Annotated in this window: 15 protein-coding genes; 4 read left to right on the top strand and 11 right to left on the bottom strand. The window is 73.5% G+C overall.

From position 1 onward, the window contains the following. Positions 1-194: 194 nt before the first annotated feature. The 6 genes from AB0J42_RS34445 to AB0J42_RS34420 all read right to left on the bottom strand — a co-directional run bounded on the left by AB0J42_RS34445 (position 195) and on the right by AB0J42_RS34420 (position 3353). Positions 195-383: a hypothetical protein gene (locus tag AB0J42_RS34445; RefSeq protein WP_364302061.1), complete on the bottom strand. Its 189-nt coding sequence runs from the start codon at positions 381-383 to the stop codon at positions 195-197. A 91-nt stretch (positions 384-474) separates the two neighbouring features. Continuing rightward, positions 475-954, bottom strand: coding sequence for a LuxR C-terminal-related transcriptional regulator (locus AB0J42_RS34440; RefSeq protein WP_364302059.1), 480 nt, complete (start codon positions 952-954; stop codon positions 475-477). Positions 955-1469: 515 nt separating this feature from the next. Then, positions 1470-1646: a hypothetical protein gene (locus AB0J42_RS34435; RefSeq protein ID WP_364302057.1), complete on the bottom strand. Its 177-nt coding sequence runs from the start codon at positions 1644-1646 to the stop codon at positions 1470-1472. Between the two features lie 162 nt (positions 1647-1808). Then, positions 1809-2135: a DUF3140 domain-containing protein gene (locus AB0J42_RS34430; RefSeq protein WP_364302055.1), complete on the bottom strand. Its 327-nt coding sequence runs from the start codon at positions 2133-2135 to the stop codon at positions 1809-1811. Continuing rightward, positions 2132-2362 (bottom strand): DUF2945 domain-containing protein, encoded by a 231-nt coding sequence (locus AB0J42_RS34425; protein WP_364302053.1) that lies wholly within the window; start codon positions 2360-2362, stop codon positions 2132-2134. The genes AB0J42_RS34430 and AB0J42_RS34425 overlap by 4 nt, the downstream gene beginning before the upstream one ends. Positions 2363-2390: 28 nt before the next feature. Next, positions 2391-3353 carry a DUF523 and DUF1722 domain-containing protein gene (locus AB0J42_RS34420; RefSeq protein WP_364302051.1) on the bottom strand — a complete coding sequence of 321 codons (963 nt, stop codon included), beginning with the start codon at positions 3351-3353 and terminating at the stop codon, positions 2391-2393. A 141-nt stretch (positions 3354-3494) separates the two neighbouring features. Between AB0J42_RS34420 and AB0J42_RS34415 the strand changes: the two genes are divergently transcribed. The 3 genes from AB0J42_RS34415 to AB0J42_RS34405 all read left to right on the top strand — a co-directional run bounded on the left by AB0J42_RS34415 (position 3495) and on the right by AB0J42_RS34405 (position 6912). Beyond that, positions 3495-4262 (top strand): carotenoid biosynthesis protein, encoded by a 768-nt coding sequence (locus tag AB0J42_RS34415; RefSeq protein WP_364302049.1) that lies wholly within the window; start codon positions 3495-3497, stop codon positions 4260-4262. Further along, on the top strand, positions 4250-5689 hold the full coding sequence (gene crtI, locus AB0J42_RS34410) for a phytoene desaturase family protein (protein ID WP_364302046.1): 1440 nt from the start codon (positions 4250-4252) through the stop codon (positions 5687-5689). Before AB0J42_RS34415 ends, crtI (AB0J42_RS34410) begins: the two co-directional genes overlap by 13 nt. Before the next feature lie 107 nt (positions 5690-5796). Then, the gene (locus AB0J42_RS34405; RefSeq protein ID WP_364302043.1) at positions 5797-6912 is read left to right on the top strand and encodes a glycosyltransferase family 2 protein; all 1116 of its coding nucleotides are present in this window, start codon (positions 5797-5799) and stop codon (positions 6910-6912) included. Here AB0J42_RS34405 and AB0J42_RS34400 read toward each other — a convergent pair. Then, positions 6863-7456, bottom strand: coding sequence for a glycerol-3-phosphate acyltransferase (locus AB0J42_RS34400; protein ID WP_364302041.1), 594 nt, complete (start codon positions 7454-7456; stop codon positions 6863-6865). The genes AB0J42_RS34405 and AB0J42_RS34400 overlap by 50 nt on opposite strands. Between AB0J42_RS34400 and AB0J42_RS34395 the strand changes: the two genes are divergently transcribed. Then, the gene (locus AB0J42_RS34395; RefSeq protein WP_364302039.1) at positions 7431-8201 is read left to right on the top strand and encodes a spheroidene monooxygenase; all 771 of its coding nucleotides are present in this window, start codon (positions 7431-7433) and stop codon (positions 8199-8201) included. The two genes, AB0J42_RS34400 and AB0J42_RS34395, sit on opposite strands and share 26 nt — an antisense overlap. 5 nt (positions 8202-8206) lie before the next feature. On the opposite strand, the gene AB0J42_RS34390 is transcribed toward AB0J42_RS34395, so the two are convergent. The 4 genes from AB0J42_RS34390 to AB0J42_RS34375 are packed head-to-tail and all read right to left on the bottom strand — an operon-like array spanning position 8207 to position 12514. Further along, a complete protein-coding gene (locus AB0J42_RS34390) occupies positions 8207-9151 on the bottom strand; it encodes a phosphate acyltransferase PlsX (RefSeq protein WP_364302037.1) in 945 nt (314 codons plus the stop codon). After that, the gene (locus tag AB0J42_RS34385; protein ID WP_364302035.1) at positions 9148-10044 is read right to left on the bottom strand and encodes a phytoene/squalene synthase family protein; all 897 of its coding nucleotides are present in this window, start codon (positions 10042-10044) and stop codon (positions 9148-9150) included. Before AB0J42_RS34385 ends, AB0J42_RS34390 begins: the two co-directional genes overlap by 4 nt. Beyond that, complete coding sequence (gene crtI, locus AB0J42_RS34380; protein ID WP_364302065.1) at positions 10041-11477, bottom strand: phytoene desaturase family protein; 1437 nt, start codon at positions 11475-11477, stop codon at positions 10041-10043. The genes AB0J42_RS34385 and crtI (AB0J42_RS34380) overlap by 4 nt, the downstream gene beginning before the upstream one ends. Then, on the bottom strand, positions 11477-12514 hold the full coding sequence (locus AB0J42_RS34375) for a polyprenyl synthetase family protein (protein ID WP_364302033.1): 1038 nt from the start codon (positions 12512-12514) through the stop codon (positions 11477-11479). Before AB0J42_RS34375 ends, crtI (AB0J42_RS34380) begins: the two co-directional genes overlap by 1 nt. Between the last annotated feature and the right edge of the window lie 31 nt (positions 12515-12545).

Raw genomic sequence — 12545 nt, 5'->3', positions numbered from 1 at the left:
CTGAACGCCTTCGCCATCACTTTCGAAGGCCGCCTGACCCCGACCATCCGATAGAACCATTCAAGATCGAGTTACACCGTTTACTGGACAGACCCCTCCGCACTGCCGCGATCTCGACGGTCCGCCCGTCTCCGGCGGTCTGGGCACCCGTATTTCGCCCGGCGGCCGCATCTCTCGCTGAGACAGAGCCCGCATCACCGGCGGACGGCGGCGGCGTTCTGCTTTCGCTGCCAGAGGGCGTAGGCGAGGGTGCTGCTGAAGCCGAAGATCATGGAGATGCCGAGGACGGGGTTGATGGGGGTGACCACGAGGCCCATGGTGAGGGCCAGGCCGCTGACGAGGATGAGGGAGGAGTTGGGAACGATGTTCTTGTTGTTTGCCATGACTAGATCGTCTCGAATGTGCGGGGTACCGGTGTAGAGGCACCCGTCACCAGAGTCGTATGAACCCGTCATAGGAGTCATATGACAAGAGTCATGCGCCGTGCTCGTACGCGTAGATGATCGCCTGCACGCGATCCCGGCACCCGATCTTGGCCGGCAGATTGGCCACGTGCGTTTTAACCATCGAGACGCTCACGGTGAGGCTCTCGGCGATCTCCAGGTTGGACAGCCCCCGGGCGATGAGCATCAGAGTGTCGTGCTCCCGCGCGGTCAGCCCGGGCAGTGGCTTCAGCGCGCGTGGCCGTTTCGAGGTGCGGGCGAACTCCGCGATGAGCCGCCGCGTGACCCCGGGCGCCATCAGGCCCTGGCCGGGGGCGGCGGGGCGCGGGCGGGCCGGGTGTTGCGTACCGCCACCGCGAAACCGGCGTCGTCGAACGCCGCCGTCACGCTGACCGACGCCCCCGGGCAGCGCGATCACGCGGGGGTCGTCGGGGATGAACAGCAGGCGGGCTGTGCTGAGGATGATCAGGACTGCGGCCGCCAGCGCGTCACGGCGCAGGACCTCGGCCACCGGCGCGTCGCCAGGACGACCAGGCGGCCGGGATGGTCGTCGAGCGTCTCGTGCACCCAAAGCTCCGCCAGCGCGAAGCCGAGCGCGAACAGGCCGGGCAGCAGCGCCCACCCCGGCCGGGACCCCCGCCACGGTCAACACGAGGGCCGCGGGAGCAGCGCCCGGCGGGGCAGGTAGCTGAGCGGGAGCAGCCAGGCGACGGCGAACGGCAGCCCGGCTGCAGCAGATGGAGCACGCCCAGCGCGGCGAACCGTCTCAGGAGCAGCATCCTGGGCTGCCCGGAACGTAGCGCAGCCGAGCGCAGGAAGATGTCGAACCCCACCCCGAACAGCAGATAGAACCGGCCCATGAAGAACAGCCGCAGCACGTCGGGCAGCTGACCCGCGTACGCGAACACGGTCTGCGGAATGTTGATGAAGACCGCAGCGCGTCGAGGGCGATGATCCGGCTATGAGGCGAGGGGAGCGAGTGGGACAGGCGGTCGCAGCTCACGCTCGGCGGGAGCGCGTGGCGGTTCAGCCGGCGTCCTGCTCGCGCGGCGCCAGCGCGTACGCGAGAGCGGTGCCGAAGCAGAGAGTCAGGGCGATGCCCAGGAGGAGGTTGTCCAGGGCGACGCCGAGGCCCATGCCGAGGGCCAGACCGCCGGCGAGGCCGTGCTTCCAGTTGGGGGAGGTCTTCGTGCTCTTCGTCATGATCTGATCGTCTCGAAAGAGCGGGGCACCGGTGTAGAGGCCCCCGTCACCGGAGTCGTATGAACCCGTCATAGGTGGCATATGACAAGAGTCATGCCCCGGGCTCGACCCCCCCGTGCTCCGCACGGCCATTTCTCACCGGGCCCTGTGACAGGCGCCCGGTCATTTGAGCGGGTCGTGCCCCCAGTTCATCAGCGAGTAGCGCCACCGGGTCTCCCGCACGTCGCCGGACGGCCGCTGGGCCAGGTGCCGGTGGATGTAGCCGACCACCTTGCGCATGTGCGCGTAGTCCTGCTCGGTGAGCGACGACTTCTTGGCGTGCAGCAGCTCGACGATCCTGCGGCCGGACTCGTGCCCGGTGGACTCGCCGCCGTCGTCCTTCTGGCCCACCGACTTGGACTCGTCGGTGGCGAGCCAGCTCTCCAGCTCCTTGGCGGTCATGTTCACCGCCTGGCCGAACTCGTCGGCGATCCGCTCCTCCTCGGTCACGAGTCCTTCTCCGGGCGCAGGGCCGACGGCTTGTGCACGGCCTTCTTGCCGCTCTTGTCGCTGCGCACCACGTACTGAGGCTCCTCGGGGGAGGCGGCGACGGTGCGGCCGGCCTCCTCCTGCCTGCTGGTGAGCTTCTTCTCGACCTTGCCGTGGGCGGTGGAGCCGTGGCTCCGCCAGGTGACCTCGTCGCCCACCGACGGTTCCTTCTTGCGCTTATCGGCCATGACCTGCGCCTACCCGGAGCGGCCTGCTTCACCCCACGACGTGGTTACGCAGGCCCAGCTCGTCCGGGTACGGGAGGAAATAGGTCTGGTTCTGGACGTAGGTGGCGGCCTCGCTGCGGGCGTGGTGGCGGAGCAGCGCGATCGGCACACTGAGCGCCACCCGCCGCACGGCGTACGAGGCGATCACCTCGGCCAGGTCGGCGCGGCGGACCGGATCCAGTTCGTTGCCCAGCATGCCCAGGCAGTGCTGCAGCACGTTGACGTTCCGCCCGACCGTCGACCGCACCGCCAGCGCCGTGCGGAACGCCGTCTCGTACGCCTCGGCGAGCTCCGCGCGCGGCCGGGTGCCCGCCCCGGCGGCCACACGGCCGGTCTCGCGGTAGCCCTCGGTGGAGTGGGCGAGCAGCTGCATCTTGTGCCGGGACTGGAAGTCCACCAGGTCACGGGGCCGCCAGTCGCTCCGCAGCAGCTCCCGCAGGCGCGCGTGGGCGAAGATCCGCTCGGTGAACGCCTCCCGCAGGACCGCGTCGTTGAGCCGCCCCTCGTCCTCGACGGGCAGCAGCGGATGGTCGTCGATCACCGCCCCGGCGAACAGCCCCCGGTTGTGCCGATCCAGCGACGCCTCCCCCGCGTACAGCGGAATGCCGTGGATGCCGCAGCTCGGGCTCTTGGACTTGAACACGTACCCGTCGGCGTCCAGCCCGGCCGACCGCTCGGCGGCCAGCGCGGTCATGGCGGGCGTGTGATCGAGGCCGCTGCCTCGGCCCACGAGCCGGGGCCCGCCAGGAGAACGGACGAGCCGCAGCGACTCCCGGGGCGTGCCCAGCCCGATCTCCATCTCCGGGCAGATCGGCACCCAGTCCACGAACGGCGCCAGCTCGTCGGTGAGGTAGCGGGCCCGGCTGTGGTTCCCGTTGTGCCGTACGGGCTCGCCCAGCAGGCATCTCGACACCGCCACCCGCGGCCTGCCGCAACCGTGCTCCCCAGCCATGCCCCTCAGCTGCCCGCAGCCCCGGCCTGCACGCCTGACCTGCCCGTACGAATGATCCTGCCCTGACGTCGACCTTGTCATGAGGTCGGCTTGGGACATGGCCGGGCAGAAGCACCGATGACCTCTCCGAAAGACACACGTGTGGAACTGACGCCGGGCGGACAAGCGCGCGGGGCGGCCCTGAGGCCGTCCCGCGCGTTCGGTGTGCCCGCCCTGCTCGCCATGGTGGTGGCGCAGGTGGCGTCCGGGCTGGCCGCGCGCCCGGAGCGGTTCACCGCGCTGATCGTGGTGCTGCTGGCCGTGAGCGCCGTCGCCTTCGCCGCCGGTGAGTGGGGCCTGCGCCGGGCGATCGCCGCGTTCGGCGCCGCCGTGCTGACCGGGTACGCGGCCGAGGTGGTCGGGCTGCTGACCGGCTTCCCGTTCGGCGACTACGCCTACACCGCCATGCTCCGGCCCCAGCTGGCCGGTGTTCCTGTGGTGGTGGCGCTGGCCTGGGGCGGCATGGGCCTGGCCGCGTACGCGGTCGCCGCCGCCGTCGCCCCGGCCGGGTGGGCGCGCGTGTGCGTGGGCGCGGGCGCGCTGACGGCGTGGGACCTCTTCCTCGACCCGCAGATGGTCCGCCTCGGGCTGTGGACGTGGGCCGAGCACGGCCCCTACCGCGGCATCCCGCTGAGCAACTTCGCGGGCTGGCTGCTGGTGTCGGCCCTGGTCATGCTCGTCGTCGGCCGCGTCACGGGCGGCGCGGGGCCGGCGCGCGGGCTGCTGGTCTTGTACGGGGTCATGGCGGTCATGGAGACGGTCGCCTTCGCGGCGGTGTTCGACCCGCCGGACCCGCTGGTCGCGGCGGCCGGAGGGATCACGATGGGCGCGTTCGCGGCGCTGGCTTGGAGGCGGCCGTGGCCGAGGTGACGGTGATCGGCGGCGGGGTGGGCGGCATGGCGTGCGCGCTGCTGCTCGCCCGGCAGGGGCACGAGGTCCGGCTGTACGAGCGACTGGAAAGGCTCGGCGGCAAGCTGGCCGAACACCGGCGCGACGGGTTCACCTTCTCCCTGGGGCCGTCGCTGCTCACCATGCCCGCACTCTTCCGCGACCTGGGCCTGGACCGCGAGCTGATCGAGCCGGACCAGCTCTGCCGCTACCGGTTCGCCGACGGCACCGTGCTGGACGCGCACCGCGACCCCGAGAGGATGGCCGCCGAGGTGGAACGGCTCGCCCCCGGCGAAGGCAGGGCCTGGCACGCCTTCCACGGCTGGGCGCGGCGCTGCCTGGACGCGGCGGACCGGACCGCCTTCGCCGGGCCGCTCATCCGGGCGTCCGGCGGGGCCCGGCTCTCCGACCTGCTCGCCGTGGCGCCCGCGCGCACCCTGGACGGGCTGGCCCGCCGCTACTTCCGCGACCCACGGCTGCGCCAGTACGTCGGCCGGTACGCCACCTACGCCGGGTCGAGCCCGTACCGGGCGCCCGCCGCGCTGGGCTGCGTCCCCGCGCTGGAACACGGGCAGGGTGTCTGGTACGCGCCGGGCGGCCTGGCGCGGCTGGCCGACGACCTGGCGCTGCTGCTGAAGGCGGCGGGGGTGCAGGTGTTCCTGTCCGAGCCGGTCGCCGCCGTCGAGACCGCCGGGCCGCGGGTGACGGGGGTGCGGCTGGCGAGCGGGGAACGGGTGCGGGCCGACGTCGTGGTGGCCAACACCGACGCCGCCGCTCTGTACGGCCGGCTGCTGCCCCACCGGCGGCGGCTGCGCCGGATCGCCCGCCTGGGGCCCTCTTCGTCGGCCCTGCTGGTGCTCGCCGGGGTGGAGGGGCGCACGCCGGGGCTGCCGCACCACTCCGTGTTCTTCTCCGCCGACTACGCCCGCGAGTTCGCCGACATCTTCGACCACGGCCGCCCGCCCCGCGACCCCACTATCTACGTCGGCTGCTCCTCCGTAGACGACGGCACCCAGGCCCCGGCGGGGGCGGAGAACTGGACGATCCTGGTCAACGTCCCCGCCCGCGACCCCGGGCGCTGGCCCATCGGCGTCGGCTCGTACCGCGATCTGATCCTGGAACTGCTCGCCCGGCGCGGCCACGACCTGTCGGGACGGCTCCGCTTCGCCGACGTCTTCACCCCCGCGGACCTGCGCGACCGCTACGGCGCCTGGGGCGGCGCCATCTACGGCAGCGCCTGCCGGGGACGGCTCGCGTCCTTCCTGCGCCCCGGCAACCGCGGGCCCCGGCGCGGCCTCTACCTGGTCGGCGGCTCGGCCCACCCCGGCGGCGGCCTCCCGATGGTGACCCTCGGCGCCCGCATAGTGGCCGGCCTCGTCGCCCAGGACTTCGGCGGAGCGACGCGATGAACCTTCGCTGGGGGAGGGCGCGGCCGTATGAGGCCGCTCACGCGAGTACGGGAACGACCGCCCACCGAATCGTCGAGCGGCCCGAACCACGGCGGAGGTGGGGACTGATGAGGCTGTTCACCCTCGTACAGGCGGTGGCGGGGGCCGTCGCGGTGGCGAGGCTGGCGCGGGGGCGGCGGCGGTCGGCGCCGCTCCAGGCGCGCCAGAACGTAGGAGTGACGATCTCCGTGGTGATCCCGGCGCGGGACGAGGCGCGCCGGATCGGGCCGTGCCTGCGGGCCGTGCTGGGCGCTCCCGCCGTGGACGAGGTGATCGTGGTCGACGACGGTTCCAGCGATGGTACGGGCGAGCTGGCGGCGTCGATGGGGGCCAAGGTCGTGACCGGCGAGCCGCTGCCCGAGGGGTGGGTGGGCAAGCAGTGGGCGCTGCGCCAAGGGGTGGCCGCCGCCTCCTCTGATGTGGTGATCACGCTGGACGCCGACGCCCGGCCCGAACCCGGCCTGTTCGGCGCGATGGCGGGCGCTCTGGAGCGGTACGACCTGGTGAGCGCGGCCCCCCGGTTCGTCTGCGACGGCGTCCTGGAGCAGGCGCTGCACGCGTCCATGCTGGCGACACTGGTTTACCGGTTCGGTCCCGTCGGCCCGCCGGACCCGCCTCCGCCGCACCGCACGGTCGCCAACGGGCAGTGCCTCGCCTTCCGGCGGGACCGGATGACGGCCGTGGACGGGTTCGCCCTCGTACGGGACCGGATGACCGACGACGTGGCGCTGGCCCGTTGCCTGGCCCGGCGCGGCTGGACGGTGGGCTTCCTCGACGCGGGCGGCCTGCTGGAAGTGGACATGCACGACTCGGTGGGAGAACTCTGGCGCGAATGGGGCCGCTCGCTGCCGCTCCACGACGTGACCGGCTCCGGATGGCAGGCCGCCGACCTGGCCCTCCTCTGGCTGACCGGCGCGCTCCCCGTGCTCCGCGTGGTCGCCGGCCGCCCGACCGCGCTCGACCTGACCCTGCTGGGGACGCGGTTCCTCCTGACGGGCGCCCTGCGCGGCAGCTACCGCCGTCCCGGCGTCGGCCTGCTGCTGTCGCCGCTGCTCGACCCCGCCTCCGCGTTCCGCCTCACACATGCCACCTTCCGCCCCGTACGAACCTGGCGAGGTCGTACGTACCCGGACATCAGCGGCGGCGGGCGGTCAGAGCGGCCTGGCCGAAGCGGAGACCGATGAGACACATCAGCGCGCCCGTCGCCGCCACCAGCTCCACCGGCGCGAACAGCAGTTGCAGCACCGGGACGCCGAAGACCGCCAGGCGCGCACCCACCGCGAACGACCGCAGCGCCAGCGCCGCGCCCGCCAGCGCCGCCACCGCCAGCGCGAACGCCGGAGGGCAGATGACCGCGATCCCGCCCGCGAAGGTCAGAATGGAACGACCGCCCCGGAACCCGGCGAAAACCGGCCACGCATGCCCGGCCATCGCCGCCGCCACCGCGGCGTACACCGGCACGACACTCGCCCCGGACACCGAGCCCATCGTGGTGTCCGCGCCGCTGACCAGCAGCCCTGCCACGGCGGCCAGCGCGCCCTTCAGCATGTCACCGGCGAACACCGGCACCGCCGCCCGCACACCGAGCTGTTCCCTGACGTTCCAGTACCCGGGGTTGCGGTCGCCGACCTCGCGCGGGTCGACGCCGTACGCCCGCGCCACCAGCACCGCCACCGGCACCGAGCCGAGCAGGTAACCGGCGATGACCGACACCGCCACCTCAACCATCGCGTCGTTCCACCTCGTCCGGTACGACAGCGTCCGCGAGATGCGGCACATGGCCTTCGACCGGCCGCTGCTGCGCCGCGCCGGCGGGCTGCTGTTCTGGCGGCTGCTCGGCACCGGCCGGGGCCGGGCCATGTCGCCCGGCGCCGACCTGCGGCGGTGGGCGCTGTTCGCGGTCTGGCGCGGCGAGCACGACTTGGACGAGTTCCTGCGCACCTCCCCGATCGCCGCCCGCTGGCGCACCGAGGCCTCCGAACACTGGCAGGTCCGGCTCTCCCCCCTGACCTCCCGCGGCCTCTGGTCCGGCCACGACCCCTTCCCCACCCCAGCCCCGCAGACCCGAGGCAAACCCGTGGCGGCGCGGACTCGCGGCCAAAACCCCCACCTCATTCAGGCGCGGGCTTGCGGAGAGGAACCCTGGCCCGTGGCGGTGTTGACGAGGGCGTCGATCCGGGTGCGGCGGCTGGTCGCCTTCTACCGGTCGGTGCCGTCGGTGGAGGAGTTGCTGCGGCGGCAGGACGGGTGTCTGGCCTCGATCGGGATGGGGGAGTGGCCGCTGGCGAGGCAGGCGACGTTCTCGCTGTGGCGGGATCGGGAGTCGGTGCGCGACTTCGCCTACCAGGGCGAGGCCCATCGGCGGGTGATCGACCGGGTGCGGGCGCACGATTGGTACGCGGAGGAGCTGTTCGCCCGCTTCACCCCGTACGCCAGCGAAGGCACCTGGGACGGCACCGACCCGCTGCGCTGACCCGTTCACGGCACCGGCTCCGCCACGGCCTGCCCGGCCAGCGCGGACGCCACCACACAGGCCCGCGTGATGGTCGCCGCCCGCGACGACCCGTGCGCGACGACGACGGTGCCGCGCAGCCCGAGCAGGGCGGCCCCGCCGTGGGTCTCCGGGTCGTAGCGCCGGGCGACCTCGGCGAGCCGTTCCGGGGACGCGATGCCGGCCTCGGCGACCATGCCCAGCGCCGTACGGACGCAGCCTTCGACGTTCTTCAGCACCACGTTCCCGGTGAACCCGTCGGTGACGATCACATCGACCGTCCCGGCCAGCACGTCGTGCCCTTCGACGTTCCCGTGGAACCGCAGCGGCAGGGCGGCGATCAGCTCGGCGGCCCGCCGCGTCAGCCGGTTCCCCTTTCCAGGTTCGGACCCGATCGACAGCAACCCCACCGAAGGATCCGTACGACCGAGCACCGCTCGCGCGTACCCCGCGCCCAGCAGCGCGAACTGGGCCACCATCGCCGGACTCGGATCAGCCGTCGCCCCCGCGTCCACCAGCACGCTCGCCCCGCCCCGCAGCGAGGGCAGCGCCACCGCCAGCGCGGGCCGCAGCACCCCGCCGGCCCGGCCGATGCCGCGCACCGCGCACGAGACCACCGCACCGGTGGACCCGGCGGACACGAACGCCCCGCCCTCACCCCGCCCGACCAGCTCGCACCCCACGGCCAGGCTCGTGGCCGTCAGCGTCGAGGCGGCGGCCCCGGGCTCGGCCATCGGCACGGCGTCGGAGGCGTGCACCACCCCGATCTCCCCGCCGGCACCGTGCCGCCGCACTTCGGACTCCACCCGCTCCCGGTCACCCACGAGCAGGACAGGCACCCCGTGCCCCCGCCACGCCGCCACCGCCCCGGCCACCGTCTCAGCAGGCCCGTGATCTCCGCCCATCGCGTCCAGGACCACGGGCGGGGTCATGAGAGTTCCATGCTGACGCGGAGCTCGGCCCGCCCCGCCTCGGCGGAGGCCAGCAGCTGCCGGGCGAACAGGGCAGCCCGGTGCAGCCGCGGCACCCGTACCCGCTCCTCAAGCACCTCGAAGCCGCGCCGCTCGATCTCGTCGAGAATCCCCCCGTACAGGTCGAAAGCGGCCCGCAGGCAGGGCCGCGACGAGGCGACGAGCATCCCGATGCCGGGGGCGGCGGCGCGGTAGTGGTCCCGGGCGCGCCCCGCCTCGAACGCCAGCAGCTCCCGCAGCGCAGGCGAGGTACGGCGGGCACCCAGCTCGTCCGGAGAGACCCCGAACTTGTCCATGTCCTCCAGCGGCAGGTAGACCCGCCCCCGCACGTAGTCCTCGCCGACGTCGCGCAGGAAGTTGGTGAGCTGGAAGGCCAGGCCGAGCTGACGGGCGGGCTCGCGGGCCGAAGCCTCGCGGCCGGGCAGCGGCTCCAGCACCGGCAGCATCATCGTGCCGATGGCGACGGCCGATCCCGCCATGTAGCCGAGCAGGTCGTCGTAGGTCTCGTACCGGGTCACCGACAGGTCGGCGCGCATCGACGCCAGGAAGAGCCGGATGTCGTCGTGATCGATCCCGAAAGCCTGGACGGTGTGCAGGAACGCCGGCAGCACCGGCCCGCCCGCCCGCGCCCCCGCCAGCCCGGCCTCGACGTCGTCGGCCAGGGCGTCGAGCGCGCCTGACGGATCTGCGGCCGTGAAGGAGTCGACCAGCTCGTCGGCGTACCGGGCGAACCCGTACAGAGCATGCACATGCCGCCGCTTCCACCGCGGCAGCAGCCGGGTCGCCAGGTAGTAGGACCGGCCGTGGCGGGCGTGCAGCCGCCGGCAGTGTTCGTAGCTGGCGGTGAGCGTCAACGGCCCTCCTTGAGTATCCGTTCGGCGGCGAGCCGGCCGGAGATCAGCACCGGCGGCACCCCGACGCCGGGCGCGGTGTACATGCCGGCGAAGTGCAGCCCCGGCACCCGGCGGGCCACGGCGGACGGCCGCAGCCAGGCCGTCTGGGTGAAGCGGTGGTCGAGCGCGAACGGGGTGCCGACGGTGTGCCCGCGCGCTTTCCAGGCGGGCGGGTCGAGGACCAGCCGGGGCGCGCCCGCGAGGTCGCCGTAGCCGAGCTCGGCCATCCGGCTCAGCAGCCGCTCCTCCAGCCGGGGGCGGAGCCGGCCCCAGCCGCCGTGGCGCAGGTTGGGCGCCGGTTCGAGGACGCTGAGCGTGGCGTGCTCGTCCGGCTCCGGGCAGGTGACCAGCAGGCTCGGGTCGGGTTGCGGCCTGCCCGCCTCCAGTGCCCGGAACGTCTCCCGCCAGGCCCGCCCGAAGTGGAGCGTATGGTGCGCCTGCCCCTCGAACGGCCGCTCCAGCCCGACATGCATGACCAGGCAGGACGGCGAGTGGCGAGGGCGCCGCAGCCGCCAGTCGTCCGCGAGAGCTGGCAGCATCCGCCGGGCCGCCAGCCGATCGCACGCGACGACCACCTGCGACGCGGCCAGCCGCTCGCCGTCCTCCAGCAGCACCCCGGTGACGCCGTCGCCGTCCGTCTCGACCCTCCGGGCAGACGCGCCGTAGCGGACGCTCCCGCCCAGCTTCTCCAGCAGCGCCGCCAGGGCCGCCGGGATGGCGTGCATGCCGCCGCGCTCCGGGAAGTACACGCCGCCGACGGTGTCCATGTGCGCGACGACCGCGTACACCCCCAGAGCCCGCTGCGGCGACAGCCCCACGTACAGGGCCTGGAACGTGTGCGCCCTGATCAGCCGCGGATCCCGCAGATGACAGGCCGCCAGCCGGTCCAGCCGACGGAACCCGCCCAGCGCGGCCAGCCGCAGCAGCGCGACCGGCCGGGCCAGCGCGCGCAGCCGGGTCACGTCCGCGTCGATGAACAGCGGCCACTCGACCCGGAACAGCTCGTCCAGCAGCCGCCGGTAGCGCGCGTAGCGGGCCGCCTCCGCGGCCCCGCACACCGCACGCACCTGCTCGATCATCGCCTCGCGCTCCGGCCGCACATCCAGCCGCGACCCGTCGTGGAAGACCATCCGGTACGAGGGATCCAGCCGTCGCAGCGGCACCCAGTCCCGCAGCTCCTGCCCGGCCGCCCCGAAGATCTCGGCCAGCACCCCGGGCATGGTCAGCACCGACGGCCCCGTGTCGAACCGGTACGGCCCAACACGCGCGGTCCCGCAGCACCCGCCCGGCTCCTCCAGAGCCTCGACCACGGTGACTTCACGACCGGCGGCGGCCAGGCGGACGGCCGCCGCCAGCCCGCCCAGCCCCGCTCCGACGACGACCACCGGCCCCATCACGACTTCTCCTCCGTGGCGAGCACGGCCAGCTCGGCCAGCGCCACCCGGGCGTCCGGCGGCACGCCCGGCGGCCGGTCCAGCGCCGCCACGGCCTCCTCGACCAGCGCTGAGATGCGCCGCTCCGCCGCCTCCCGCGCCCCGCACGCCACCATCAGGTCTTTCGCGACGGCCACCCCGCGCTGATCGGCGATGTCGTCCAGCAGCGGACTCCCCGTCTCCCGGCGGGCCCAGGCGAGCAGATAGGTCGCCTTGCCCTGCAGCAGGTCCGCCCCGGCGGGCTTCCCGGTCCGCGCCGGATCCCCGAACACGCCCTCCACATCGTCCCTGAGCTGGAACGCCTCCCCCAGCGGCAGCGCGTACGAGGTCAGCAGCCGCCGCGTCCCCGGGCAGCCGCCCGCGACGGCGTGCCCCAGGTGCAGGGGCCGCTCGACGGTGTACTTGCCCGACTTGTACAGCGAGATCACGCCCGCCCGGTCATCGCCGCCCCCGGCCGCCCGGGTGAGATCCAGATACTGCCCGCCGACCGCCTCCACCCGCATCCGGGTCAGCACGTCGAGCGCCGCCCCGAGCCGCGCCCCGGTCTCCAGCAGGGCGGCGTCGGCCCAGCTCAACGCCAGCAGCGCGAGCAGCGTCGCCGCCGACTCCCCGAACCTTCCGGCGTCCCCCCGCCACCCGGACCGCCGATGCAGCCCCGCCAGCGCCACATGCGCCGCCGGCCGGCCGCGCCGCGTCCCCGCCTCGTCCATCACGTCGTCCAGCAGCAGCGCCGCCGCGTGCACCAGCTCCACCGCGCAGGCCGCGGGCACCACCGCCGCCGCCCCCTCACCCCCGGCCGCCCGATACCCCCAGTACACGAACGCCGGCCGCAACCTCTTCCCGCCCTCCAGCACGAACGAGGTCAGGAACTCCCGCACCAGGCTTATGTCCGCCTCGTCCAGAAAACCCAGCCGCCCGACCTCTTGATCGAGCAATCCCGCCAGGCGCCGGTCGACCAGCTCACGAACGTCGCAGCTCAGCTCGGTCACCGTGTCCATGCACGAGGCCCCTTCGGTCGTCAACGGAAGT

The organism is Nonomuraea sp. NPDC049649 (genome assembly GCF_040675175.1).
Lineage (GTDB): Bacteria > Actinomycetota > Actinomycetes > Streptosporangiales > Streptosporangiaceae > Nonomuraea.
The sequence above is the reverse complement of the archived record's forward strand: the minus strand, read 5'-3'. Positions and strand labels throughout refer to the sequence as shown.